22 protein-coding genes and 6 tRNA genes are annotated in these 24,463 nt (G+C 59.6%); 26 read left to right on the top strand and 2 right to left on the bottom strand.

The genetic code is table 11. The features are described 5' to 3' along the window. The first annotated feature begins 257 nt into the window (after positions 1 to 257). The 7 genes from asnB (at position 258) to FHU12_RS15580 (ending at position 2,740) form a co-directional block, all read left to right on the top strand. Positions 258 to 1,922: an asparagine synthase B gene (asnB, locus tag FHU12_RS15550; RefSeq protein ID WP_102984136.1), complete on the top strand. Its 1,665-nt coding sequence runs from the start codon at positions 258 to 260 to the stop codon at positions 1,920 to 1,922. A gap of 219 nt (positions 1,923 to 2,141) precedes the next feature. Further along, a tRNA-Met gene (locus tag FHU12_RS15555) sits at positions 2,142 to 2,218 on the top strand. Positions 2,219 to 2,234: 16 nt separating this feature from the next. Then, positions 2,235 to 2,319, top strand: a tRNA-Leu gene (locus FHU12_RS15560). Between the two features lie 30 nt (positions 2,320 to 2,349). Then, positions 2,350 to 2,424, top strand: a tRNA-Gln gene (locus FHU12_RS15565). Positions 2,425 to 2,468: 44 nt separating this feature from the next. After that, positions 2,469 to 2,543, top strand: a tRNA-Gln gene (locus FHU12_RS15570). Between the two features lie 41 nt (positions 2,544 to 2,584). Beyond that, a tRNA-Met gene (locus FHU12_RS15575) sits at positions 2,585 to 2,661 on the top strand. Between the two features lie 4 nt (positions 2,662 to 2,665). After that, positions 2,666 to 2,740, top strand: a tRNA-Gln gene (locus FHU12_RS15580). Between the two features lie 88 nt (positions 2,741 to 2,828). Here the strand turns inward: FHU12_RS15580 and ubiF are convergent. Next, entirely contained in the window at positions 2,829 to 4,010 is a 1,182-nt protein-coding gene (gene ubiF / locus FHU12_RS15585) for a 3-demethoxyubiquinol 3-hydroxylase (RefSeq protein WP_141970406.1), read from the bottom strand. Between the two features lie 197 nt (positions 4,011 to 4,207). Here ubiF and miaB point away from each other — a divergent pair, with 197 nt between their 5' ends. The 12 genes from miaB to FHU12_RS15645 all read left to right on the top strand — a co-directional run bounded on the left by miaB (position 4,208) and on the right by FHU12_RS15645 (position 15,889). After that, positions 4,208 to 5,632, top strand: a complete 1,425-nt coding sequence (gene miaB / locus FHU12_RS15590) for a tRNA (N6-isopentenyl adenosine(37)-C2)-methylthiotransferase MiaB (protein WP_141970409.1) — start codon at positions 4,208 to 4,210, stop codon at positions 5,630 to 5,632. Positions 5,633 to 5,751: 119 nt separating this feature from the next. Continuing rightward, positions 5,752 to 6,087 carry a zinc ribbon domain-containing protein YjdM gene (locus FHU12_RS15595; RefSeq protein ID WP_004939967.1) on the top strand — a complete coding sequence of 112 codons (336 nt, stop codon included), beginning with the start codon at positions 5,752 to 5,754 and terminating at the stop codon, positions 6,085 to 6,087. A 234-nt stretch (positions 6,088 to 6,321) separates the two neighbouring features. Next, on the top strand, positions 6,322 to 7,377 hold the full coding sequence (locus FHU12_RS15600) for a PhoH family protein (RefSeq protein WP_004939969.1): 1,056 nt from the start codon (positions 6,322 to 6,324) through the stop codon (positions 7,375 to 7,377). Further along, positions 7,374 to 7,847, top strand: a complete 474-nt coding sequence (ybeY, locus tag FHU12_RS15605; RefSeq protein WP_004939970.1) for an rRNA maturation RNase YbeY — start codon at positions 7,374 to 7,376, stop codon at positions 7,845 to 7,847. Before FHU12_RS15600 ends, ybeY begins: the two co-directional genes overlap by 4 nt. Before the next feature lie 85 nt (positions 7,848 to 7,932). After that, entirely contained in the window at positions 7,933 to 8,811 is an 879-nt protein-coding gene (corC, locus tag FHU12_RS15610) for a CNNM family magnesium/cobalt transport protein CorC (RefSeq protein WP_025301851.1), read from the top strand. A gap of 7 nt (positions 8,812 to 8,818) precedes the next feature. After that, positions 8,819 to 10,348 carry an apolipoprotein N-acyltransferase gene (gene lnt, locus FHU12_RS15615; protein ID WP_141970411.1) on the top strand — a complete coding sequence of 510 codons (1,530 nt, stop codon included), beginning with the start codon at positions 8,819 to 8,821 and terminating at the stop codon, positions 10,346 to 10,348. Positions 10,349 to 10,738: 390 nt separating this feature from the next. Further along, the gene (locus FHU12_RS15620) at positions 10,739 to 11,635 is read left to right on the top strand and encodes an amino acid ABC transporter substrate-binding protein (protein WP_141970413.1); all 897 of its coding nucleotides are present in this window, start codon (positions 10,739 to 10,741) and stop codon (positions 11,633 to 11,635) included. Between the two features lie 213 nt (positions 11,636 to 11,848). Then, complete coding sequence (locus tag FHU12_RS15625) at positions 11,849 to 12,589, top strand: amino acid ABC transporter permease (protein ID WP_019454074.1); 741 nt, start codon at positions 11,849 to 11,851, stop codon at positions 12,587 to 12,589. Next, positions 12,589 to 13,263 (top strand): glutamate/aspartate ABC transporter permease GltK, encoded by a 675-nt coding sequence (gene gltK, locus FHU12_RS15630; RefSeq protein WP_025301848.1) that lies wholly within the window; start codon positions 12,589 to 12,591, stop codon positions 13,261 to 13,263. The genes FHU12_RS15625 and gltK overlap by 1 nt, the downstream gene beginning before the upstream one ends. Then, positions 13,263 to 13,988 (top strand): amino acid ABC transporter ATP-binding protein, encoded by a 726-nt coding sequence (locus FHU12_RS15635; protein WP_025301847.1) that lies wholly within the window; start codon positions 13,263 to 13,265, stop codon positions 13,986 to 13,988. Before gltK ends, FHU12_RS15635 begins: the two co-directional genes overlap by 1 nt. 115 nt (positions 13,989 to 14,103) lie before the next feature. Then, a complete protein-coding gene (gene rihA / locus FHU12_RS15640; RefSeq protein WP_141970415.1) occupies positions 14,104 to 15,036 on the top strand; it encodes a pyrimidine-specific ribonucleoside hydrolase RihA in 933 nt (310 codons plus the stop codon). A gap of 148 nt (positions 15,037 to 15,184) precedes the next feature. Next, positions 15,185 to 15,889 (top strand): FMN-dependent NADH-azoreductase, encoded by a 705-nt coding sequence (locus FHU12_RS15645; RefSeq protein WP_141970417.1) that lies wholly within the window; start codon positions 15,185 to 15,187, stop codon positions 15,887 to 15,889. Positions 15,890 to 15,929: 40 nt separating this feature from the next. Here FHU12_RS15645 and FHU12_RS15650 read toward each other — a convergent pair whose 3' ends face one another. After that, positions 15,930 to 16,412, bottom strand: coding sequence for a zinc ribbon-containing protein (locus FHU12_RS15650; RefSeq protein WP_025301844.1), 483 nt, complete (start codon positions 16,410 to 16,412; stop codon positions 15,930 to 15,932). A 285-nt stretch (positions 16,413 to 16,697) separates the two neighbouring features. Between FHU12_RS15650 and leuS the strand changes: the two genes are divergently transcribed. The 7 genes from leuS to mrdA all read left to right on the top strand — a co-directional run bounded on the left by leuS (position 16,698) and on the right by mrdA (position 24,458). Next, positions 16,698 to 19,280, top strand: coding sequence for a leucine--tRNA ligase (gene leuS / locus FHU12_RS15655; protein WP_141970419.1), 2,583 nt, complete (start codon positions 16,698 to 16,700; stop codon positions 19,278 to 19,280). A gap of 14 nt (positions 19,281 to 19,294) precedes the next feature. After that, positions 19,295 to 19,855 carry an LPS assembly lipoprotein LptE gene (gene lptE, locus FHU12_RS15660; RefSeq protein ID WP_049242706.1) on the top strand — a complete coding sequence of 187 codons (561 nt, stop codon included), beginning with the start codon at positions 19,295 to 19,297 and terminating at the stop codon, positions 19,853 to 19,855. Then, positions 19,852 to 20,886 carry a DNA polymerase III subunit delta gene (holA, locus tag FHU12_RS15665; RefSeq protein ID WP_055316089.1) on the top strand — a complete coding sequence of 345 codons (1,035 nt, stop codon included), beginning with the start codon at positions 19,852 to 19,854 and terminating at the stop codon, positions 20,884 to 20,886. The genes lptE and holA overlap by 4 nt, the downstream gene beginning before the upstream one ends. After that, positions 20,876 to 21,538: a nicotinate-nucleotide adenylyltransferase gene (nadD, locus tag FHU12_RS15670; RefSeq protein WP_025301840.1), complete on the top strand. Its 663-nt coding sequence runs from the start codon at positions 20,876 to 20,878 to the stop codon at positions 21,536 to 21,538. The genes holA and nadD overlap by 11 nt, the downstream gene beginning before the upstream one ends. 194 nt (positions 21,539 to 21,732) lie before the next feature. Then, positions 21,733 to 22,050 carry a ribosome silencing factor gene (gene rsfS / locus FHU12_RS15675; RefSeq protein WP_025301839.1) on the top strand — a complete coding sequence of 106 codons (318 nt, stop codon included), beginning with the start codon at positions 21,733 to 21,735 and terminating at the stop codon, positions 22,048 to 22,050. 3 nt (positions 22,051 to 22,053) lie between these two features. Then, on the top strand, positions 22,054 to 22,524 hold the full coding sequence (rlmH, locus tag FHU12_RS15680; protein WP_004940002.1) for a 23S rRNA (pseudouridine(1915)-N(3))-methyltransferase RlmH: 471 nt from the start codon (positions 22,054 to 22,056) through the stop codon (positions 22,522 to 22,524). Between the two features lie 38 nt (positions 22,525 to 22,562). Then, entirely contained in the window at positions 22,563 to 24,458 is a 1,896-nt protein-coding gene (mrdA, locus tag FHU12_RS15685; RefSeq protein ID WP_141970421.1) for a peptidoglycan DD-transpeptidase MrdA, read from the top strand. Positions 24,459 to 24,463: the final 5 nt, after the last annotated feature.

Consider the following 24,463-nt stretch of genomic DNA (forward strand, 5'->3'; position numbering starts at 1 on the left):
CCGGCAATCCCGTCATCACGCTAAAAATTGCATAATCGTTAAATTTTCCCGCCAATAACTGAAAATCCGTTAAAAATCGCAGCCACGCAAACAACTATTTCTCAGCGTATGGCTAAAACGCTTGCATCTCCTGCAGCTTTAGGCGCATTTTCATAACCACAGCGCAGCAAAACCGCGTTATCGCTGATGAATCGGCAATGCTGCCCATAACAGTAAAAAACAACATCACAGTCATAAAAGCCCGTTAGGAGAGTTGTATGTGTTCTATTTTCGGTGTGCTCGATCTGAAGTCCGATCCCGTTGAATTGCGTAAGAAAGCGCTGGAGCTGTCGCGCCTGATGCGCCACCGCGGCCCGGATTGGTCCGGCGTTTATGCCAGCGACAAAGCCATTTTGGCCCACGAACGCCTGTCGATCGTCGACGTCAACAACGGCGCTCAACCGCTGTACAACGCTGCGCACACCCACGTTCTGGCGGTCAACGGCGAAATTTACAACCACCAGGCGCTGCGCCAACAGCTGAGCGACCGCTATGCGTTCCAGACCGGTTCCGACTGTGAAGTGATCCTGGCGCTGTATCAGGAGAAAGGCCCGGATTTCCTCGACGATCTGCAAGGCATGTTCGCCTTCGCCCTGTATGACACCGAAAAAGACGCCTATCTGATCGGCCGCGATCACCTGGGCATCATCCCGCTGTACATGGGCCACGACGAGTACGGCAACCTGTACGTCGCCTCGGAAATGAAAGCGCTGGTGCCGGTGTGCCGCACCATCAAAGAATTCCCGGCCGGCAGCTACCTGTGGAGCCAGGACGGTGAGATCCGCGAATACTATCGCCGCGACTGGTTCGATTACGACAGCGTCAAAGACAACGTGACCGACGCCGCCGCCCTGCGCACCGCGCTGGAAGAGTCGGTGAAAAGCCACCTGATGTCCGACGTGCCTTACGGCGTGCTGCTGTCGGGCGGGCTGGACTCCTCGGTCATCTCGGCGATCACCAAGAAGTACGCCGCGCGCCGCGTGGAAGATCAGGAACGCAGCGAAGCCTGGTGGCCGCAGCTGCACTCCTTCGCCGTTGGCCTGGAAGGCTCGCCGGATCTGCGCGCCGCACAGGAGGTGGCTAACCACCTGGGCACCGTGCACCATGAGATCCACTTCACCGTTCAGGAAGGCCTGGACGCCATCCGCGACGTGATTTATCACATCGAAACCTATGACGTCACCACCATTCGCGCCTCGACGCCAATGTACCTGATGTCGCGAAAAATCAAGGCGATGGGCATCAAAATGGTGCTCTCCGGCGAAGGTGCGGACGAAGTGTTCGGCGGCTACCTCTACTTCCATAAGGCGCCGGACGCGCGCGAATTCCACGAAGAGACCGTGCGCAAGCTGCTGGCGCTGCATATGTTCGACTGCGCGCGCGCCAACAAGGCGATGTCCGCCTGGGGCGTCGAAGCCCGCGTGCCGTTCCTGGACAAGAAATTCCTCGACGTGGCGATGCGCATCAACCCGAAAGATAAAATGTGCGGCAACGGCAAAATGGAAAAACACATCGTTCGCGAATGTTTCGAATCCTATTTGCCCGCCAGCGTGGCCTGGCGCCAGAAAGAGCAGTTCTCCGACGGCGTCGGTTACAGCTGGATCGACACCTTAAAAGAGGTCGCTGCGCAGCAAATTAGCGATCAACAGCTCGAAACTGCGCGTTTCCGCTTCCCTTACAACACGCCGACCTCAAAAGAAGGCTACCTGTACCGCGAGATCTTCGAAGAGCTGTTCCCGTTGCCAAGCGCCGCCGAATGCGTGCCGGGCGGCCCGTCCGTCGCCTGTTCGTCCGCCAAGGCCATAGAATGGGATGAATCGTTCAAGAAGATGGACGATCCTTCCGGCCGCGCCGTCGGCGTGCACCAGGCCGCCTATAAATAATCGCGCGGTGTTTTCCCTTGGGGCGGGCCTTTTGGCCCGCCTTTTTGTTGCCTTTCCCCCCCGCCAACTGCCTGAATTGCCGATTTTATCGCCATAATGTTCACAACCCAGACAAACGGCGCTTCCGGGCACTTTTTCGGGAAAAAACTTGTTGACGCAAATCGGTCATATACGCATAATGCGCCCCGCAACGCCGATGAAGGCAAAGCAAAAAAAGAGGGCTACGTAGCTCAGCTGGTTAGAGCACATCACTCATAATGATGGGGTCACAGGTTCGAATCCCGTCGTAGCCACCATCTCTTTTTTGTTTTTGCGGGAGTGGCGAAATTGGTAGACGCACCAGATTTAGGTTCTGGCGCCGCAAGGTGTGCGAGTTCAAGTCTCGCCTCCCGCACCATTTCTCTTCATCGTCGGCGCAGTATGTTGATGGGGTATCGCCAAGCGGTAAGGCACCGGTTTTTGATACCGGCATTCCCTGGTTCGAATCCAGGTACCCCAGCCATATTCTTTCGGGAATGGGGTTTCAACATAAGATTTGTTTGCAGGTGGGGTATCGCCAAGCGGTAAGGCACCGGTTTTTGATACCGGCATTCCCTGGTTCGAATCCAGGTACCCCAGCCATAACAAACTGCTTGCAAATCAAAGAAGTAAAAAGTAACATCGGCTACGTAGCTCAGCTGGTTAGAGCACATCACTCATAATGATGGGGTCACAGGTTCAAATCCCGTCGTAGCCACCATAATTGGGGTGTCGCCAAGCGGTAAGGCTCTGGTTTCTGATACCAGCATACCCAGGTTCGAATCCTGGCACCCCAGCCATATTTAGAAAAGCCCGCTTCGGCGGGCTTTTTGCTGTCTGGCGTTCAGCCCATCCTAACGGGCCCAGCCGCAGCTGAGCCCCTGGCGGTTACAATCCCAACGCGTACTTCAACGCATGCTCTTTCAGCTTGCCCGCCCGCTGCGCGGCCATCAGCGCCAGATTGCGCGCGACGTTCAGCGGCGCCAGGTTATTGCTGAAAGCGGTATAAAACAGATCCATGCCGCTCTGCATCAGCAGATTGTCGGTACGGCGGCGACGCTGATAACGCAGCAGTACCGCCTCGCAGCTCCAGTCCTCTCCCTGATCCCGCGCCTCGCTCAACACGTTCAGTAAGGCATCCACATCGCGATACCCCAGATTGACGCCCTGCCCGGCCAGCGGGTTGATGGTATGCGCCGCATCCCCCAGCAGCGCCAACCCCGGCAGCACGTAGCGCTGCGCATGACGCCGCGTCAGCGGGAACGATCCGGCAGCGTGCACCTTGACCGGACCCAGTCGTGCCGGGAAAGCGGTAGCGATTTCGCGCTCCAGCTGCGCCGGCGGCATCGCCTGCAATTGGCGAATGCGCTGCGGGCTGTCATACCACACCAGCGACGCCCAGCTGTCGTACAGCGGCAGGAAGGCGCGCGGCCCGGACGGGAAGAAGCGCTGCCAGGTCACATCCTGCTGCGGCGCGCCGGTATCGACGGTGATCAACATGCACGCCTGACGATATTGCCAGCCGTTGGTGCCGATCGCCGCCAGCTTGCGCACCTGCGAGTGGGCGCCGTCGGCGCCGATAACCAGACGCGTATGCAGCGTTTCGCCGCTGTCCAGCATCAGTTGCCAGGCATTGTCCGCCCGCTGCAGCGATTGCAGCCTGGCGGGGCACAGCAGCGTCAGGTTGGCGCACTGCGCGAACTGTTGCCACAGCGCCAGCTGCAGAATGCGGTTTTCCACCATAAAGCCCAGCTCCGGCAGCCCCAGGGACACCGCGTCGAACGCCACGCGCGACGACGCCCACTCCCAGGTCTCCAGCCGGCGATACGGCGCCGTACGCATCGCCGTCACGGCCTGCCAGGCACCGAGCTGTTTCAGCAACCCCACCGAGGTGCAGCCGATCGCGGAAATGCGCAGATCCGGCGGGCTTTGTGCCTCGAACGCCTGCGGCGCCTGATGTTCCAGCAACGCCACCGACCAGCCCGCCTGCGCCAGCCCCAGGGCCGCCGCCGCGCCGACCATGCCGCCACCTACCACCACCGCGTCATACCGATTTTGAGATGTCTTCATATTGGCTATGTTTTCTGTGTGAATGCTCGCCATCCCACCCGGCATGGCGTTTTGCGCAGTGTACCGGATTTTCGCTCCGGCTTCAGGTCGCATGCCATTTTCCCCCGCGCTGGTCACAACGGCGGCAAATGATTACAATACGCGCCCTGCATGTCGCGTAACGCAACTTTCGCTCCGCACTGAGTAATGGCAAGTCAATGACGAAAAAACTACATATCAAAACCTGGGGCTGCCAGATGAATGAATACGATTCATCGAAAATGGCCGACCTGTTAAACAGCACGCACGGTTTCGAGTGGACCGAAAACGCCGAAGAGGCGGACGTGCTGTTGCTGAACACCTGCTCGATCCGTGAAAAGGCGCAGGAGAAAGTTTTCGCCATGCTGGGGCGCTGGCGCTTGCTCAAAGAAAAGAACCCGTCTGTCATCATCGGCGTCGGCGGTTGCGTAGCCTCGCAAGAAGGCGAGCTGATCCGCAGCCGCGCGCCCTGCGTCGATGTGGTATTCGGCCCGCAGACCCTGCACCGCCTGCCGGAAATGATCAATCACGTTCAGGGCACCCGCAGCCCGGTGGTCGACATCAGCTTCCCGGAGATCGAAAAATTCGACCGCCTGCCGGAACCGCGCGCCGAAGGCCCGACTGCGTTCGTGTCGATCATGGAAGGCTGCAACAAATACTGCACCTTCTGCGTGGTGCCTTACACCCGCGGCGAAGAAGTGAGCCGCCCGAGCGACGACGTGCTGTTCGAAATCGCCCAACTGGCGGCGCAGGGCGTGCGCGAGGTCAACCTGCTCGGCCAAAACGTCAACGCTTACCGCGGCGCCACGCATGACGGCGATATCTGCTCGTTCGCCGAACTGCTGCGCCTGGTGGCGGCCATCGACGGCATCGATCGCATTCGCTTCACCACCAGCCACCCGATCGAATTCACCGACGACATTATCGCGGTGTACGAAGACACGCCGGAGCTGGTCAGCTTCCTGCATCTGCCGGTGCAGAGCGGTTCGGATCGCATCCTGACCATGATGAAACGCGCCCACACCGCGCTGGAGTACAAGGCGATTATCCGCAAGCTGCGCAAGGCGCGGCCGGCCATTCAGCTCAGCTCCGATTTCATCGTCGGTTTCCCGGGTGAAAGCCAGGCCGACTTCGAACAGACCATGAACCTGATTGCCGACGTCAATTTCGACGTCAGCTTCAGCTTCATCTATTCGTCGCGCCCGGGCACCCCGGCGGCGGACATGGTCGACGACGTCAGCGAAGAAGAGAAAAAACAGCGGCTGTATATTCTGCAGGATCGCATCAACCAGCAGGCGCTGCAGTTCAGCCGCCGCATGCTCGGCACCGTCCAGCGCATTCTGGTGGAGGGCACCTCGCGTAAAAGCGTGATGGAGCTGGCCGGGCGCACGGAGTGCAACCGTGTGGTAAACTTCGAGGGCACGCGCGACATGATCGGCCAGTTCGTCGACGTGGAAATTACCGAGGTGCTGACCAACACCCTGCGTGGCGCAGTGGTGCGCACCGAGCAGCAGATGGATCTGCGCGTACATGAATCCCCGCAGTCGGTGATCGCCCGTACCCGCAAAGAAAACGCGCTGGGCGTCGGCATTTACCAGCCCTGACGCCGCGGCGGCCGCCTTATCGCCGCCCATTCGCGCTACTCCTTACCGTTTCTCCGCCGGGCGCCCGCGCCCGGTGATTTTCTTTTTTATTTTTTTTATTGTTGAAGAGGCGACATAACATGCAACTCCCACACTGCCCGAAGTGCAACTCCGAATACACCTACCAGGACAATGCCCTGTTCATCTGCCCTGAGTGCGCTCACGAATGGAGCGACAGCGCCCCGGCGGAAGATCAGGACGCGCTGATCGTCAAAGACGCCAACGGCAACCTGCTGGCGGACGGCGATGCGGTCACGGTGATCAAAGACCTGAAGGTCAAAGGCAGCTCCTCGATGCTGAAGATCGGCACCAAGGTGAAAAACATTCGTCTGGTCGAAGGCGATCACAACATCGACTGCAAAATCGACGGCTTCGGCCCGATGAAGCTGAAATCCGAGTTCGTGAAAAAGAACTGATTCACGGCGGCCTTGTTCTGTGATGACGCGGCGGGCTTTGCGCCCCGCCGCGTTTTTTCCTTATCTTCCCTTGAATTCCGCCGATGGCGCACAGATAGATCAGCGGTAAACTTGCGCCGTTGCGGCGCACCATGAATAATTCAAGAAAGAGAGTATTCAGGCTCGCCCTGAACGCGCGCGTCCCGAACGCGCTATGTGACATCAACCAGGCCCGATGTGACCTAGAGGAATAGTTTGAACGTCGCAACACAAGAAATTTTGTTAGAGCCCGCAGACAACCAGCGTTTGCTCAGCCTGTGCGGCCCGTTTGATGACAACATCAAGCAACTCGAGCGCCGATTGGGCATTGAAATCAATCGCCGCGACAACCGTTTCAAGCTGGTCGGCAAAAACCTGTGCGTGGTTGCCGCCGCCGATATCCTGCGCCATCTGTACGTGGATACCGCGCCGATTCGCGGCGTGATCCCGGATATCGATCCGGAGCAAATCCACCTGGCTATCAAAGAGAGTCGGGTGCTGGAACAGGTGGCCGACAGCGTGCCGGATTACGGCAAGGCGGTCACCATTAAAACCAAGCGCGGCATGGTGAAACCGCGTACGCCTAACCAGGCGCAGTACATCGCCAACATTCTCGATCATGACATCACCTTCGGCATCGGCCCGGCGGGCACCGGCAAAACCTACCTGGCGGTCGCTGCTGCGGTAGATGCGCTGGAACGCCAGGAAATTCGCCGCATTCTGCTGACCCGTCCTGCGGTCGAAGCCGGCGAAAAGCTGGGCTTCCTGCCCGGCGATCTGAGCCAGAAGGTCGATCCTTATCTGCGCCCGCTGTACGACGCCCTGTTCGAAATGCTGGGCTTCGAGCGCGTGGAGAAGCTCATCGAGCGCAACGTGATCGAAGTCGCGCCGCTGGCCTATATGCGCGGCCGCACGCTGAACGACGCCTTTATCATTCTGGATGAGAGCCAGAACACCACCATCGAACAGATGAAGATGTTCCTGACGCGCATCGGCTTCAACTCGAAGGCGGTCATCACCGGCGACGTCACCCAGATCGACCTGCCGCGCAACCAGAAATCCGGCCTGCGCCACGCGGTGGAAGTGCTGTCGGACGTGGAAGAACTGAGCTTCAACTTCTTCCACAGCGAAGACGTGGTGCGCCACCCGGTAGTAGCTCGCGTAGTCATCGCCTATGAGGCCTGGGAAGCGGCTGAACAGAAACGCAAAGATGCGATTGCCGAACAACGTAAGCGCGAGGCGCTCGCCGCCTCCGAGCAGGAGACACCATGAGTCAGGTGATTTTGGATCTGCAGATTGCCTGTGAAAGCAGCGACGGCCTGCCGGATGAGGCCACCTTCCAGCGCTGGCTGGAAGGCGTGCTGCCGCAATTTCAGGAAGAGGCCGAGGTGACCGTGCGTCTGGTGGACGAAGCGGAAAGCCACGAGCTGAACCTGACCTACCGCGGCAAAGACAAGCCGACCAACGTGCTCTCTTTCCCGTTCGAAGCCCCGCCGGGCATCGAGCTGCCGCTGCTCGGCGATCTGATCATCTGCCGCCAGGTGGTTGAGCAGGAAGCGATTGAGCAAGGCAAGGCGCTGGAGGCCCACTGGGCGCATATGGTTGTCCACGGCAGTCTTCATCTGCTAGGGTATGACCACATCGAAGACGATGAAGCCGAAGAAATGGAGTCTTTGGAAACCGAAATCATGCACGGACTGGGTTATCCTGATCCGTACCTGGCGGAAAAAGACCCCGTCTGACGTCAGCCGTTTACCCCACAGCCCCCATGCGGGGCTGTCGCTGACGCCCCTTAACTCTGACATGAGTGACAGTAACTAAAACGCCATGAGCGACGACCATTCACAAAGCAATGACAGCCCCAGTCCCAAGAAGGGGTTCTTTACTCTTATCCTTAACCAGCTGTTCCACGGCGAACCCAAAAACCGTGGCGATCTGGTCGAACTGATCCGTGATTCCGAACAAAACGACCTGATCGATCCCGATACCCGCGACATGCTGGAAGGCGTGATGGATATCGCTGAACAGCGCGTGCGCGACATCATGATCCCTCGCTCCCAGATGGTGACGCTCAAGCGCAACCAGACGCTGGAAGAGTGCCTGGATGTGATTATCGACTCCGCCCACTCGCGCTTCCCGGTGATCAGCGAAGACAAAGATCACATCGAAGGCATCCTAATGGCCAAGGATCTGCTGCCGTTCATGCGCGCAGACTCCGAGCCGTTCAGCATCGACAAGGTGCTGCGCACCGCGGTGGTGGTGCCGGAAAGCAAGCGCGTCGACCGGATGCTGAAAGAGTTCCGCTCCCAGCGCTATCACATGGCGATTGTCATTGACGAATTCGGCGGCGTGTCCGGCCTGGTCACTATCGAAGATATCCTGGAACTGATCGTCGGCGAGATCGAAGACGAATACGACGACGAAGACGATCTGGATATCCGCCAGCTCAGCCGCCACATGTACACCGTGCGCGCGCTGGCCCCGATCGAAGACTTCAACGATGCCTTCGGCACCCATTTCAGCGACGACGAGGTCGATACCATCGGCGGTCTGGTGATGCAGGCCTTCGGCCACCTGCCGGCGCGCGGGGAAACCATTGAAATCGAAGGTTACCTATTTAAAGTTGCCATGGCCGACAGTCGACGTATTATCCAGGTTCATGTAAAAATTCCGGACGATTCTCCACCACCGAAACTGGAAGATTAAATCCAACATGGCTAAAGCCTCATTACTTGAACGCCAGCGGGTTCGCGCCCTGCTGGCGCTGTTGTCAGGTGCCGGCGGGACGCTGGCGTTCTCGCCCTACGACTTCTGGCCCGCGGCCATCGTCTCCCTGTTCGGCCTGCTGGCCGTCACCCTCAATCGCACCACCAAACAGTCCGCCCTGCTCGGCTTTGTCTGGGGCTTCGGGCTGTTCGGCAGCGGTATCAACTGGGTGTATGTCAGCATCGCCGATTTCGGCGGCATGCCCTTCGCCGTCAACGTCTTCCTGGTGGTGTTGCTCGCCGCTTACCTGTCACTGTATACCGGGCTGTTCGCCGGGCTGCTGACGCGCCTGTGGCCGGCTACCCGCTGGTGGCGGCTGGCCATCGCCGCGCCGGCGCTGTGGCAGGTGACCGAATTCCTGCGCGGCTGGGTGCTGACCGGCTTCCCGTGGCTGCAGTTCGGCTACAGCCAGATCAACGGCCCGCTGAAAGGCATCGCGCCGCTGCTGGGCGTCGACGCCATCACCTTTGTGCTGATGGCCATCGCCGGCCTGCTGGTGTACGCCGTCAATCAGCGCCGCCTCTCGGCAGCCGTGATCGCCATCGCGCTACTGCTGTTGCCGTGGCCGCTGCGCCAGCTGCAGTGGTTTACCCCGCAGCCGGAGAAAGCGGTGAACGTCGCCATGGTGCAAGGCAATATTCCCCAGTCGATGAAGTGGGATCCGAGCATTCTGCTCAGCACGCTGCAAACCTATCTGGATGAAACGCGCCCCTACATGGGCAAGGCGCCGATCATCATCTGGCCGGAGTCCGCCATCCCTGACTTCGAGCCGCGTCAGAACGGCTTCCTGACCATGATGGATGACCTGATGCGGGCGAAGAACAGCAGCCTGATCACGGGGATTGTCGATGCACGCGCCACCCCGCAAGGCGTGCAGGAATACAACAGCGCCATCGTGCTGGGCGAACCGACGCCGTACAGCTACCCGGCCAAAGATCGCTACAACAAACACCACCTGGTGCCGTTCGGCGAATTCGTGCCGCTGGGTGAACTGCTGCGCCCTATCGCGCCGTTCTTCAATCTGCCGATGTCCGGTTTCAGCCGCGGCGACTACGTACAGCCGCAGCTCAGCGTACGCGGCTACAACCTGACGGCGGCCATCTGCTACGAAATCGTGCTGGGCCAGCAGGTGCGTGATAACTTCCGCCCGGACACCAATTTCCTGCTGACCATCTCCAACGATGCCTGGTTCGGCCACTCCATCGGCCCGTGGCAGCATTTCCAGATGGCGCGCATGCGGGCGCTGGAGCTCGGCCGACCGCTGCTGCGCAGCACCAATAACGGCGTCACCGCCGCGGTGAACGCCAACGGCGAGGTGATCGCCGAGATCCCGCAATTCACCCGCCAGGTGCTCGAAGTGAAGGTCACGCCGACCACCGGCGTCACCCCTTACGCGCGCTTCGGCGCCACGCCGCTGTGGGTGATGACCCTGTTGCTGGGCGGCTGGGCGCTGATGCTGGGCCTGCGCCGCAAATAGTCCTCTTCGCCGGGGCGCGCCCGCCGCGCCCCGCTTTCTCGTCAAATCCCCCTCAGTCAGAAAACGCCGTTAAATCAACGCGACTGGCACACTCCTTGCTTTATCTATGGCGACATCGCGCGCCGGTTTACTTTTGCTGACGCTTTGTCGCACCTGCGCACATTTTGGGTGCATTGAACGCACCGCACGGGTGCGCCGACGTTTTGTTGCATTGATTTGGTGCGCGCGGCGTCTCAAAAAATGAAACATTTTAGTTTCAAGGTGTTCACAATCGGTTATTTTTTAACAGCGTTCAGTTCATAAGACTATCTTTATAACTTGAGCAATAAACAGTCGATTTAACCTGACGCTCTTTAGTCAGAGCCACAACAACAGCAAAGGAGTTGGACCATGCAAATGCGTAAATTGGCGTTATCGTTACTGCTGCTCGGTGCGGCAGGTAGCGTGGCGCACGCGGAAGACCTGACCGGTACGCTGAAGAAAATCAAAGACAATGGCGTGATCGTTGTCGGCCACCGCGAATCGTCAGTGCCGTTCTCCTACTACGACAACCAACAAAAAGTTGTGGGCTACTCTCAGGACTACTCCAACCAAATCGTTGAAGCCGTTAAGAAACAGCTGAATGCACCGAACCTGCAGGTGAAAATGCTGCCGATTACCTCGCAGAACCGCATCCCGCTGCTGCAAAACGGCACCTATGATTTCGAGTGCGGCTCCACCACCAATAACCTCGAGCGCCAGAAACAGGCCGCCTTCTCCGACACCATTTTCGTGGTCGGCACCCGCTTGCTGGTGAAAAAAGGCTCTGACATCAAAGATTTTAAAGACCTGGCCGGCAAACCGGTGGTGGTCACCTCCGGCACCACCTCCGAAGTGCTGCTGAACAAGCTGAACGACAGCGACAAGATGAACATGCGCATCATCAGCGCCAAAGACCATGGCGACTCCTTCCGTACCCTGGAAAGCGGCCGCGCGGTGGCCTTCATGATGGACGACGCCCTGCTGGCGGGCGAGCGCGCCAAGGCCAAGAAGCCGGATCAGTGGGAAATCATCGGCACGCCGCAGTCGAAAGAAGCCTACGGCTGCATGCTGCGTAAAGACGATCCTGCGTTCAAGAAACTGGTCGATGACACCATCGCCCAGGCGCAAACCTCCGGCGAAGCGGCCAAGTGGTTTGATAAATGGTTCAAGCAGCCGATTCCACCGAAAAACCTCAACATGAACTTCGAACTGTCGGACGACATGAAACAGCTGTTCAAAGAACCTAACGACAAGGCATTGAACTAAATAGAATGACAGCCGGGGCGGCCGCCAGGCCAAACCGGCCCAGTTGATGACTGGGACAGACAGGTATGAGGGGGGCCGTTCCCCTCCCTCATTTTCCCCAAGGCGCATCACCGACATCCGCACACAATAAGCCAGCCAGACTGGCCGCGCGGCGATCGGCGCTCATCAGGTCATCAATCTTCGGCGCTCTGCGCCCGTTTACCGGAGTTTGTTATGTCAATAGATTGGAACTGGGGTATCTTCCTGCAGCAGGCCCCGTTTGGGAACACCACTTACCTCGGCTGGATCTGGTCCGGCTTTCAGGTCACGGTGGCCCTCTCCGTCTGTGCATGGATTATCGCTTTCTTCGTCGGTTCGCTGTTCGGTATCTTGCGTACCGTACCCAACCGCTTTCTTTCCGCCCTCGGCACCTGTTACGTCGAACTGTTCCGCAACGTGCCGCTGATCGTACAATTCTTTACCTGGTATCTGGTGATCCCCGAGCTGCTGCCGGCCAATATCGGCACCTGGTTTAAAAGCGAGCTGGATCCCAACGTGCAATTCTTCGTCTCCTCCATGCTTTGCCTGGGGCTGTTTACCGCCGCCCGCGTTTGCGAGCAGGTGCGCGCCGCCATCCAGTCCCTGCCGCGCGGCCAGAAAGCCGCCGGGCTGGCGATGGGCCTGACGCTGCCGCAAACCTACCGCTACGTGCTGCTGCCGAACGCCTACCGGGTGATCGTGCCGCCGATGACCTCGGAGATGCTCAACCTGGTCAAAAACTCCGCCATCGCCTCTACCATCGGGCTGGTGGACATGGCCGCGCAGGCCGGCAAGCTGTTGGATTACTCCGCACACGCCTATGAATCCTTTACCGCCATCACGCTGGCTTATATCGGCATCAACGCCGTTATCATGCTGTTTATGCGTCTGGTCGAAAAGAAAGTGCAGTTGCCTGGCAACCTGGGGAGTAAATAATGTACGAATTTGACTGGGCGTCGATCGTCCCAAGCTTCCCGTTTCTGCTGCAGGGCATGGTAATCACGCTGAAGATCACCGTGACCGCCATCGTGGTCGGCATTCTGTGGGGTACCGTACTGGCGGTGATGCGTCTGTCGCCGTTCAAACCGATCAGCTGGTTCGCCACCCTGTACGTCAACCTGTTCCGCTCGGTGCCGCTGGTGATGGTGCTGCTGTGGTTCTATCTGGTGGTTCCAAGCTTATTACAACAGGTTCTAGGCTTATCGCCGAAAACCGATATTCGCCTGATCTCGGCTATGGTAGCCTTTTCCCTGTTTGAAGCGGCCTATTACTCGGAAATCATCCGCGCCGGCATCATCAGCATCTCGCGCGGCCAATCCTCCGCCGCGCTGGCGCTGGGCATGACCCATTGGCAATCCATGCGGCTGGTGATCCTGCCGCAGGCGTTCCGCGCCATGGTGCCGCTACTGCTGACCCAGGGCATCGTACTGTTCCAGGATACCTCGCTGGTTTACGTGCTGAGCCTGGCCGACTTCTTCCGCACCGCGTCGACCATCGGCGAACGCGACGGCACCCAGGTTGAAATGATCCTGTTCGCCGGCTTTGTCTATTTTGTTATCAGCCTCGCCGCCTCGGCGCTGGTAAGCTATTTGAAGAAAAGGACTGTTTGATGATATCCCTGAAAAATGTTTCTAAGTGGTACGGTCACTTTCAGGTGTTGACCGATTGCACCACCGAAGTGAAAAAAGGCGAAGTGGTCGTCGTCTGCGGTCCTTCAGGTTCCGGCAAGTCCACCCTGATCAAAACCGTCAACGGCCTCGAGCCGATCCAGCAGGGCAATATCCTGGTGAACGGCACACCGGTCAACGACAAGAAAACCAACCTGGCGCAGCTGCGTGCCAAGGTTGGCATGGTGTTCCAACACTTTGAGCTGTTCCCGCACCTGTCTATCATCGACAACCTGACGCTGGCGCAGGTGAAAGTGCTCAAGCGCGACAAGTCCGCCTCACGCGAGAAGGGTCTGAAGCTGCTGGAGCGCGTCGGCCTCTCCGCCCATGCCAACAAGTTCCCCGGTCAGCTGTCCGGCGGCCAGCAGCAGCGCGTCGCCATCGCCCGTGCGCTGTGCATGGATCCTATCGCCATGCTGTTCGATGAGCCGACCTCGGCGCTCGATCCGGAAATGATCAACGAAGTGCTGGACGTGATGGTCGAACTGGCGAATGAAGGCATGACCATGATGGTGGTAACCCACGAAATGGGCTTCGCCCGCAAGGTGGCGAATCGGGTGATCTTTATGGACGAAGGCAAAATCGTCGAAGACCGCAACAAAGACGATTTCTTCAACAACCCTGAGTCCGATCGCGCCAAGGATTTTCTGGCCAAGATCCTGCACTAAACGCTCTGCCTATGCGCCCCGCCAGGGGCGCATCTTTTCCCCCGGCACTAAAAGCGCTTGTTTCTCCCCGGTTTTGATCCGATGCTCGCAGGATAACAAACAGAGGAGAAAGAACATGCCCCGCCCTATTATCATCGATTGCGATCCCGGCCTCGACGACGCCATCGCGCTGGCTATGGCGCTGCGTTCGTCAGAACTGGACATCAAAGCCATCACTACCTCCGCCGGCAACCAGACGCCGGAGAAAACCCTGCATAACGCGCTGGGCCTGTTGACCCTGATGCAGCGCGAGGACATACCGGTCGCCGCCGGCGCCAGCGGCCCGCTGATGCGCGAACTGGTGATCGCCGACTATGTCCACGGCAAAACCGGCATGGGCAACACCCACCTGCCGACGCCGACCCTCAAACCCGATCCCCGCGGCGCCGTCGAGCTGATCGCCGACCTGCTGCGCGCCAGCCCGCAGCCGATAACCCTAGTGGTGACCGGCCCGATGACCAACATCGCCCTGCTGTTGGCCCAGCATGCCGAGCTGAAAAGCCGCATCGAACGCATCGTATTTATGGGCGGCGGCATGAACGCCGGCAATACCACACCGGTGGCGGAGTTCAACATCTTCGTCGATCCCGAAGCCGCCGAAATGGTATTGAAATCCGGGGTGCCGCTGACCATGGCCGGGTTGAACGTCACCCATCAGGCGCTGGTGTTGCCGCAGGATATCGAGCGCATTCGCCAGATAGACAATCCGGTCGCGCAGGCGGTCGCGGAGATGCTCGATTTTTACCTGCCGCTGTACCTCAGCCATCCGCGCGGCCTGCCCGGCGCTGCAATGCACGATCCCTGCACCATCGCCTGGCTGCTGGCGCCACAACTGTTCACCGGCGTAGAACGCTGGGTCGGCGTGGAGACCAAAGGGGAATACACCGTCGGCATGACGGTGGTGGACTATTTCCAGCAAACCGGCAACGCGGCCAACGTGGAAGTGCTGACCAGCATCAACCGCGAAGGCTTTATCGATCTGCTGGCCGAGCGCCTGGCGCGTTATTGATCCCATCGGGGCGCGCTCGCGCCCCTCATTCAACTTTTTTGATTTAACTCAGCGAATTTTTGCGCTATCACTGTTCATGGCTTGCCTCTACCATGCGTTTACACCGACTGACATCGTTACCGATTAAACTTCGCCTGGAGATAAGCCAATGAGCCGCATACTGGTCCTGAAATCAAGTATTCTGGGTGAATATTCCCAGTCTGGAAAATTAGTCGATTTTTTTGTTGAACAATGGCGTGAAACTCATCCTGAAGACACGTTCACCGTGCGCGACTTGGCCAACCCAACGCTGCCGGAGCTGGATGGCGAAGTGATGGCTGGCTTTACCGCCGGCGACAAACCGCTGATGCCGCATCAGCAGAGCACCCTGGCGCTGTCCGATGAGCTGATTGCCGAGCTGAAGTCGCACGACACGCTGATCATCAGCGCCCCGATGTACAACTTCAACATTCCAACGCAGCTGAAAATCTACTTCGATCTGATCGCCCGCGCCGGTCAGACCTTCCGCTACACCTCCGCCGGCGCCGAAGGGCTGGTGACGGGCAAAAAAGCGATCGTCATCTCCAGCCGCGGCGGCATCCACGCCGATACGCCGACGGATCTGATCACGCCGTACGTGAAGCTGTTCCTGGGCTTTATCGGCATCACCGACGTTGAATTCGTGCTGGCGGAAGGCTTCGCCTACGGCCCGGAAGCGGCAGAGAAAGCCGCTCAGGACAGCCGCATCGCGGTCGCGCAGAAAATCCCGGCCGGCGTCGCCGTACCGGCCAGCGCACCGGCGCAGGCGCAAGCCGCCCCGGCAGCCGTCAGCGGCGGTTTCCTGAGCAACTTGCTGAAGAAACTGTTCCGTTAAACGCCGGCCTTAGCGTTCTCCGCCCTGGCGGGGAACGTCATCAAGGTTCAAACGGCCGGCGCTGGAACTGGTCGTGACCGCATTTCGGGCAAAGCGGCAGCACCTCCGGCGTGTAGAACGCCAGGTGGTAATGGCACTGCTCGCACACCAGATTGCCCAGCCCCACCACTTCACCGCTGTGGTAAACGCCGTGGTGGCTGACATCCTTGAACACCTCGCGCCACTCCAGCTGGGTTTTGTCGGTGATATCCGCCAGTTCCTGCCACAGGCTCTCTTTGATCACCCGCATAAACACGCTGTCGGTAAACTCGTCCCGGCTTTCCTGATAGCTGCGGGCGAACTCTTCCAGATCGCGCCGCACCGCCTGCGTCACCTGCCGCACCTCGTCGCGGGTCAGATCTTCGGCCTCGTTCAACCGCCGCTCCGCGCTGGCCACCAGTTCGTCGATATCGCGCTCACCGTTTTTCAGGCGTTCGGTCAGCGATGCCACCAATTCGCGGTAATACTGAGCAACCTTGTTCATAGACTCTCCTCGATAAACGCTGCGCCGGACTTGGCTGTAGGGATACCCCTAAGCTACTTGTTCTTATTTTAGCCGTAAATGACTGATGTCACTTGGCAAGACGCGGGATCCGCAGGTTGTGAGCCGCGTCATGGCGGCGTTTTTTTTAAATGCGCCGAGTCAGGCGCTTGGAGTTGTTGCCGGGAGGTCTTATCAGCTATGCTATGCGGATCTACGAATACTAAATGTTCATTGCGTTGCCTCTGACCGAGGCAACGGTTTACACCTACAGGACCACCGGCCGCCATGCAAGAGCAATACCGTCCAGAAGACATAGAATCGAACGTACAGCTTCACTGGCAAGAGAAGCAGACTTTCAAAGTTACCGAAGACGACAGCAAGGAAAAGTACTACTGCCTATCCATGCTGCCTTACCCGTCCGGCCGACTGCACATGGGCCACGTTCGTAACTACACTATCGGCGACGTGATCTCGCGCTATCAGCGCATGCTGGGCAAAAACGTACTGCAGCCGATCGGCTGGGATGCGTTCGGCCTGCCGGCGGAAGGTGCGGCGGTGAAAAACAACACCGCACCGGCCCCGTGGACCTACGACAACATCGAATACATGAAGAACCAGCTGAAACTGCTGGGCTTCGGCTACGACTGGGATCGCGAAATCGCCACCTGCCAGCCGGAATACTACCGCTGGGAACAGTGGTTCTTCACCAAGCTGTATGAAAAAGGCCTGGTCTACAAGAAGACCTCGGCGGTGAACTGGTGCCCGCACGATCTGACCGTGCTGGCCAACGAACAGGTTATCGACGGCTGCTGCTGGCGCTGCGACACCAAGGTCGAGCGTAAAGAGATCCCGCAGTGGTTCATCAAAATCACCGCCTACGCCGATCAGCTGCTGAACGATCTGGACACGCTTGAAAGCTGGCCGGAGCAGGTGAAAACCATGCAGCGCAACTGGATTGGCCGCTCCGAAGGCGTGGAAATCACCTTCGACGTGGCGGACAGCGAAGAGAAGCTGACGGTTTATACCACCCGTCCCGACACCTTCATGGGCGCCACCTACGTGGCGGTCGCCGCGGGTCACCCGCTGGCGCAACAGGGCGCGCGCAACAACCCGGCGCTGACCGACTTCATCGACGAATGCCGCAACACCAAAGTGGCCGAAGCCGAAATGGCGACGATGGAGAAGAAAGGCATGCCGACCGGCCTGTTCGTTGTCCACCCGCTGAGCGGCGAGAAGCTGCCGGTGTGGGTCGCCAACTTCGTGCTGATGGAATACGGCACCGGCGCCGTGATGGCGGTACCGGCGCACGACCAGCGCGACTGGGAATTCGCCACCAAATACGATTTGCCGATCAAACCGGTGATCCTGAACCTCGACGGCAGCCAGCCTGACGTGAGCGCCGAAGCGATGACCGACAAGGGCGCGCTGTTCAACTCCGGCGAGTTCGACGGCCTGGACAATGAAGCGGGCTTCAATGCCATCGCCGACAAACTGGTCGCCAAGGGCGTAGGCCAGCGTAAGGTCAACTACCGTCTGCGCGACTGGGGCGTCTCCCGTCAGCGTTACTGGGGTGCGCCAATCCCGATGGTGACGCTGGAAGACGGCACCGTGATGCCGACGCCGGAAGACCAGCTGCCGGTGATCCTGCCGGAAGACGTGGTCATGGACGGCATCACCAGCCCGATCAAGGCCGATCCTGAGTGGGCGAAGACCACCGTCGACGGCCAGCCGGCGCTGCGTGAAACCGACACTTTCGACACCTTTATGGAGTCTTCCTGGTACTACGCGCGCTACACCTGCCCGCAGTACGACCAGGGCATGCTGGATCCGGCCGCCGCCAACTACTGGCTGCCGGTCGATCAATATATCGGCGGTATCGAACACGCCATCATGCACCTGATGTACTTCCGCTTCTTCCACAAGCTGATGCGCGATGCGGGCCTGGTGGACTCCGACGAGCCGGCCAAGCGCCTGCTGTGTCAGGGCATGGTGCTGGCCGACGCCTTCTACTACACCGGCAACAGCGGCGAGCGCGTCTGGGTATCTCCGGTTGACGCCACCGTCGAGCGTGACGACAAGGGCCGCATCATCAAGGCCACCGATCCGCAAGGCCGTGAACTGGTCTATGCTGGCATGAGCAAAATGTCGAAGTCGAAGAACAACGGCATCGACCCACAGGAAATGGTGGAAAAATACGGCGCGGACACCGTGCGTCTGTTCATGATGTTCGCTTCACCGGCAGAAATGACGCTGGAGTGGCAGGAGTCCGGCGTGGAAGGGGCTAACCGCTTCCTGAAACGCGTGTGGAAACTGGCCTACGATCACGTGGCAAAAGGCGCGGTACAGCCGCTGGACGTGGCGGCGCTGAACGAAGATCAGAAAGCGCTGCGCCGCGATCTGCACAAAACCATCGCCAAAGTGACCGACGATGTCGGCCGCCGTCAGACCTTCAACACCGCGATCGCCGCCGTGATGGAGCTGATGAACAAGCTGGCCCGCGCGCCACAGGAGAGCGAGCAGGATCGCGCGCTGCTGCAGGAAGCGCTGCTGGCCGTGGTTCGCATGCTGTATCCGTTCACCCCGCACGTGTGCTTCACCCTGTGGCAGGCGCTGGGCGGCGAAGGCGACGTGGACACCGCGCCATGGCCGGTTGCCGACGAACAGGCAATGGTCGAGGACTCCAAGCTGGTGGTGGTGCAGGTGAACGGCAAGGTTCGCGCTAAAATCACCGTATCTGCCGATGCGACCGAAGAGCAAGTGCGCGCGCGCGCTGCCGAAGAGCATCTGGTGGCTAAATATCTGGACGGCGTCACGATTCGCAAAGTGATCTACGTTCCGGGCAAACTGCTTAACCTGGTTGTGGGTTAACACAAGGAGGAGTTGTGCGACAACGTATTCTGACGCTGTTGCTGGGGTTGGCGGTGCTGGTCACCGCCGGCTGCGGTTTTCACCTGCGTGGCACCACGCAGGTGCCTAATGAAATGAAAACGCTGATCCTGGACAGTTCGGATCCTTACGGACCATTGACGCGCGCGGTGCGTGAGCAGCTGCGTTTGAACGCCGTGACCATCGTCAGCGATCCGAAGCGTAAAGACGTGCCTTCCCTGCGCATCGTCGGCGCGACGGAAAGCCAGGATACCGCCTCGATCTTCCAGGACGGTAAAACCGCCGAGTACCAGCTGGTGCTGACCGTGCAGGCCCAGGTGCTGCTCCCGGGCCACGACCTGTACCCGCTGTCGGTGAAAGTGTTCCGTTCGTTCTTCGACAACCCGCTGACCGCGCTGGCCAAAGACTCCGAGCAGGAGATCATTCGCCAGGAAATGCGTGAGCAGGCGGCGCAACAGCTGGTGCGCAAACTGCTGACCGTGCACGCGGCGGAAGAAGAAAACCGGCAAAAAGCCGCTGCCGTCGGCGAACGAGCGGCAAGCCAAACCGCACAATGATCCGCATTTATCCGGAACAACTTGCCGCGCAGCTCCGAGAGGGGCTGCGCGCTTGTTATTTATTGAGCGGCAATGAACCGCTACTGCTGCAGGAAAGCCAGGATCTGCTCCGGCAAGCCGCGCAACAGCAGCAGTTCAGCGAGCACTACAGCATTTCCCTCGACGCCCATACCGACTGGGACGCCATCTTCGGCATCTGCCAGGCAATGAGCCTGTTCGCCAGCCGCCAGACGCTGCTGCTGATCTTCCCGGAAAACGGCCCGACGGCGCCGATCGGCGAACAGCTGACCAAGCTTGCCACGCTGCTGCACGAGGATATTCTGCTTATCCTGCGCGGCCCGCGCCTCACCAAAGCGCAGGAAAACAGCGCCTGGTTCAAGGCGCTCAGCCCGCACGGCGCCCTCGTCAGTTGCCAGACGCCGGAACAGGCGCAGCTGCCACGCTGGGTCGCCACGCGCGCCAAGGCGATGAAGCTGGAATTGGACGACGCCGCCAATCAGCTGTTGTGCTACTGCTACGAAGGCAACCTGCTGGCGCTGTCGCAGGCGCTGGAGCGGCTGTCGCTGCTGCACCCGGACGGCAAACTCACGCTGCCGCGCGTCGAACAGGCGGTGAACGACGCCGCCCACTTCACGCCGTTCCACTGGCTGGATGCCCTGCTGGCCGGCAAGAGCAAGCGCGCCTGGCATATCTTGCAGCAGCTGCAGCAAGAGGACGTGGAGCCGGTGATCCTGCTGCGCACCCTGCAGCGCGAACTGCTGCTGTTGCTGACGCTGCAGCGCCGCATGGCGTCCGCGCCGCTGCGCACGCTGTTCGATCAGCACAAGGTTTGGCAGAACCGCCGCCCGCTGGTGACCCAGGCGCTGCAACGCCTGTCCGGCCCCCAGCTGCAGCAGGCGGTGCAGCTGCTGACGCAAATCGAGCTGACCCTCAAGCAGGACTATGGCCAGTCGGTCTGGCCGGAACTGGAAACCCTGTCGATGCTGCTGTGCGGCAAACCCCTGGCCACGAGTTTTAGCGATGCCCACTAATCCGGAACACCCCACCGTTTTGCACGCGCTGTTCGGCGGCACCTTTGACCCTATCCACTATGGCCACCTGCGGCCGGTGGAGGCGTTGGCCGCCGAAGTGGGCCTGAATCGCGTCACGCTGCTGCCTAACCACGTGCCACCGCACCGCCCACAGCCGGAGGCCAATGCGCAGCAACGCCTGAAGATGGTCGAGCTGGCGATCGCCGGCAACCCGCTGTTTGCGGTCGACGATCGCGAACTGCACCGCACCACCCCCTCCTATACCATCGAGACGTTGGAAACGATTCGTAAAGAGCGTGGCGCCGCTCAGCCACTGGCGTTTATTATTGGCCAGGACTCGCTGCTGACATTGCATAAATGGCATCGCTGGCAGGCGCTGTTGGACGTCTGCCACCTGCTGGTGCTGGCGCGCCCGGGCTATAACGATCGCATGGACACACCGGAACTGCAGCAGTGGCTGGAACGCCATCGCACCGTCGATCCGGCGCTGCTCAGCCGTCGCCCGCACGGCCACATCTATTTGGCCGATACGCCGGAACTGGAAATTTCCGCTACCGAGATCCGCCAGCGCCGCCATCAGGGCCTCAACTGCGACGACCTGCTGCCACGCCCGGTGCAGCGCTATATCGAGTTGCAGGGTTTATATCGCTAGCGAAAGGTGCGTGATATACTGCGCCGCTATTTTTCAGGTATCCGCTGAAAACCCCGGAAACCTTAGCTGGCCGGGCAGTCACCAGTTAGCTGGCTTTCAGCGGCAGCCTGCCGAAACCATTATCCGGTTACGCCGCGGCGTGCGCATGTTGCCCGCTGCAGCCGACTGAACAGAACACACCCGAGGGGGAACCTTTGCAAGGTAAAGCGCTCCAAGATTTCGTCATCGATAAAATCGATGACCTGAAAGGCCAAGACATTATCGCTCTGGACGTACAGGGCAAATCCAGCATCACCGATTGCATGATCATCTGCACCGGCACGTCGACTCGCCACGTGATGTCGATCGCCAACCACGTGGTACAGGAATCCCGTGCCGTAGGCATGGAGCTGTTTGGCATGAAAGGCCAGGAAGCCTCCGACTGGATCGTGGTCGATCTGGGCGAAGTGATCGTGCACGTGATGCAGGAAGAGAGCCGTCGCCTGTACGAGCTGGAAAAACTCTGGAGCTAAGCGGTGAAACTGCAATTGGTGGCGGTCGGCACCAAAATGCCAGACTGGGTGCAAACCGGCTTTATGGATTACCTGCACCGCTTTCCCAAAGATATGCCGTTTGAGCTGACCGAGATCCCGGCGGGCAAACGCGGCAAAAACGCCGACATCAAGCGCATTCTGGACAAGGAAGGCGAACAGATGCTGGCGGCGGTGGGCAAAGGCAACCGTATCGTTACGCTGGATATCCCCGGCACGCCGTGGGAAACGCCGCAGCTGGCGCAGCAGCTTGAGCGCTGGAAGCAGGATGGCCGTAACGTCAGCTTGCTGATCGGCGGCCCGGAAGGGCTCGCGCCCGCCTGCAAAGCCGCTGCCGAGCAGAGCTGGTCACTTTCTCCGTTGACACTGCCGCATCCTTTGGTGCGCGTCCTGGTGGCCGAAAGCCTCTACCGCGCCTGGAGTATTACTACAAATCATCCTTACCACCGGGAATAGCCGGTGGTGACCGTGACAGAGTGAAATAAAGCAGCGGGATGAAAATAGAACGTAACCCTTTTCGCGACTATACGGCTGAATCCGCCCTGTTTGTACGCCGCGCCCTGGTGGCGTTCTTGGTCATCCTGGTGCTGTCCGGCATCCTGATCGCCAACCTGTATAATCTGCAAGTGGTCCGCGTCGAGGATTACCGCACCCGCTCCAACGAAAACCGCATCAAGCTGGTGCCCATCGCGCCCAGCCGCGGCATTATCTACGATCGCAACGGCACCCCGCTGGCGCTCAACCGCACCATTTATCAGCTGGAGCTGATGCCGGAGAAGGTCGACGATCTCAAAGCCACGCTGCAGGCGCTGCGCACGGTGGTCGATCTGACCGACGATGACATCACCAATTTCGAAAAAGAGCGCAAGCGATCGCGCCGTTTCGTCTCCATTCCGGTGAAAACCGCGCTAACCGAGGTGCAGGTCGCCCGCTTTGCGGTCAATCAGTTCCGCTTCCCCGGCGTGGAAGTGAAAGGCTATCAACGCCGCTACTACCCTTACGGATCCGCCCTCACCCACGTCACCGGCTATGTGTCGAAGATCAACGACCGCGACGTCGAACGCCTGGATAAAGACGGCAAGCTGGCCAACTACGCCGCCACCCACGATATCGGCAAGCTGGGCATCGAACGCTATTACGAAGACACGCTGCACGGCAAAACCGGCTATGAAGAGGTCGAGGTCAACAACCGAGGCCGGGTGATCCGCCAATTGCACGAACAGCCGCCTTCCGCCGGTCAGGACGTTTATCTGACGCTCGATCTTGACCTGCAGCGCTATATCGAGCAGCTGCTGGTCGGCAGCCGTGCCGCAGTGGTAGTGAGCGATCCGCGCACCGGCGCCATCCTGGCGATGGTGTCCAACCCGAGCTACGATCCGAACCTGTTCGTCGACGGTATTTCCAGCAAGGACTATCAGGGGCTGCTGAACGATCCGAATCGCCCGCTGATCAACCGCGCCACGCAGGGGGTCTACCCGCCCGCGTCAACGGTGAAGCCTTACATCGCGGTATCGGCGCTGAGCGCCGGGGTGATCACCAAAAACACCGTGGTGTTCGATCCCGGCTGGTGGCAACTGCCCGGCTCGGAAAAACGCTTCCGCGACTGGAAAAAATGGGGCCACGGCCGCCTGAACGTCACCAAGGCGCTGGAAGAATCCGCAGATACCTATTTCTATCAGGTTGCCTATGACATGGGGATCGATCGGCTGTCGACCTGGCTGACCAAATTCGGTTACGGCCAGTACACCGGCATCGATCTGTCCGAAGAGCGCTCCGGCCTGATGCCGACGCGCGAGTGGAAGCTGAAGCGCTATAAAAAGCCGTGGTATCAGGGCGACACCATTCCGGTGGGCATCGGCCAGGGTTACTGGACCGCCACGCCGATCCAGATGTCCAAAGCGCTGAACACCCTGATCAACGACGGCAACGTCAAAACGCCGCACCTGCTGCAGAGCACCCGCGTCAACGGCGCGCTGGTGCCGTTTAAACAGGAAGAAGACACGCAGATCGGCGATATTCACTCCGGCTTCTGGGAAATCGCCAAAGACGGCATGTACGGTGTGGCCAACCGTCCGAACGGGACGGCGCGCAAATACTTTGCGGACGCACCTTATAAAGCCGCGGCGAAATCGGGTACCGCACAGGTATTCGGCTACGAAACCTACAACGCCCACAAACTGGCGGAGCACCTGCGCGATCATAAACTGATGACCGCCTTCGCGCCGTTCAACAATCCGACGGTGTCGGTCGCCATCATTCTGGAAAACGGCGGCGCCGGTCCGGCGGTGGGCACCATCACCCGCCAGATCCTCGACCATATTCTGCTGGGCGACAACAATACGCAATTGCCAAGCGAAGCGCCGCTGCCGCCTGGCGTAGAAGGTGACTAAGGTAG

The sequence above is a fragment of the Serratia marcescens genome, from assembly GCF_006715005.1.
Taxonomy (GTDB): Bacteria; Pseudomonadota; Gammaproteobacteria; order Enterobacterales; family Enterobacteriaceae; genus Serratia; species Serratia montpellierensis.

Coding starts and splice junctions, on each gene's coding strand:
- asnB (WP_102984136.1), top strand. CDS start 258: ATGTGTTCTATTTTCGGTGTGCTCGATCTGAAGTCCGATCCCGTTGAA.
- ubiF (WP_141970406.1), bottom strand. CDS start 4,010: ATGAAGACATCTCAAAATCGGTATGACGCGGTGGTGGTAGGTGGCGGC.
- miaB (WP_141970409.1), top strand. CDS start 4,208: ATGACGAAAAAACTACATATCAAAACCTGGGGCTGCCAGATGAATGAA.
- FHU12_RS15595 (WP_004939967.1), top strand. CDS start 5,752: ATGCAACTCCCACACTGCCCGAAGTGCAACTCCGAATACACCTACCAG.
- ybeY (WP_004939970.1), top strand. CDS start 7,374: ATGAGTCAGGTGATTTTGGATCTGCAGATTGCCTGTGAAAGCAGCGAC.
- corC (WP_025301851.1), top strand. CDS start 7,933: ATGAGCGACGACCATTCACAAAGCAATGACAGCCCCAGTCCCAAGAAG.
- lnt (WP_141970411.1), top strand. CDS start 8,819: ATGGCTAAAGCCTCATTACTTGAACGCCAGCGGGTTCGCGCCCTGCTG.
- FHU12_RS15620 (WP_141970413.1), top strand. CDS start 10,739: ATGCAAATGCGTAAATTGGCGTTATCGTTACTGCTGCTCGGTGCGGCA.
- FHU12_RS15625 (WP_019454074.1), top strand. CDS start 11,849: ATGTCAATAGATTGGAACTGGGGTATCTTCCTGCAGCAGGCCCCGTTT.
- gltK (WP_025301848.1), top strand. CDS start 12,589: ATGTACGAATTTGACTGGGCGTCGATCGTCCCAAGCTTCCCGTTTCTG.
- FHU12_RS15635 (WP_025301847.1), top strand. CDS start 13,263: ATGATATCCCTGAAAAATGTTTCTAAGTGGTACGGTCACTTTCAGGTG.
- rihA (WP_141970415.1), top strand. CDS start 14,104: ATGCCCCGCCCTATTATCATCGATTGCGATCCCGGCCTCGACGACGCC.
- FHU12_RS15645 (WP_141970417.1), top strand. CDS start 15,185: ATGAGCCGCATACTGGTCCTGAAATCAAGTATTCTGGGTGAATATTCC.
- FHU12_RS15650 (WP_025301844.1), bottom strand. CDS start 16,412: ATGAACAAGGTTGCTCAGTATTACCGCGAATTGGTGGCATCGCTGACC.
- leuS (WP_141970419.1), top strand. CDS start 16,698: ATGCAAGAGCAATACCGTCCAGAAGACATAGAATCGAACGTACAGCTT.
- holA (WP_055316089.1), top strand. CDS start 19,852: ATGATCCGCATTTATCCGGAACAACTTGCCGCGCAGCTCCGAGAGGGG.
- nadD (WP_025301840.1), top strand. CDS start 20,876: ATGCCCACTAATCCGGAACACCCCACCGTTTTGCACGCGCTGTTCGGC.
- mrdA (WP_141970421.1), top strand. CDS start 22,563: ATGAAAATAGAACGTAACCCTTTTCGCGACTATACGGCTGAATCCGCC.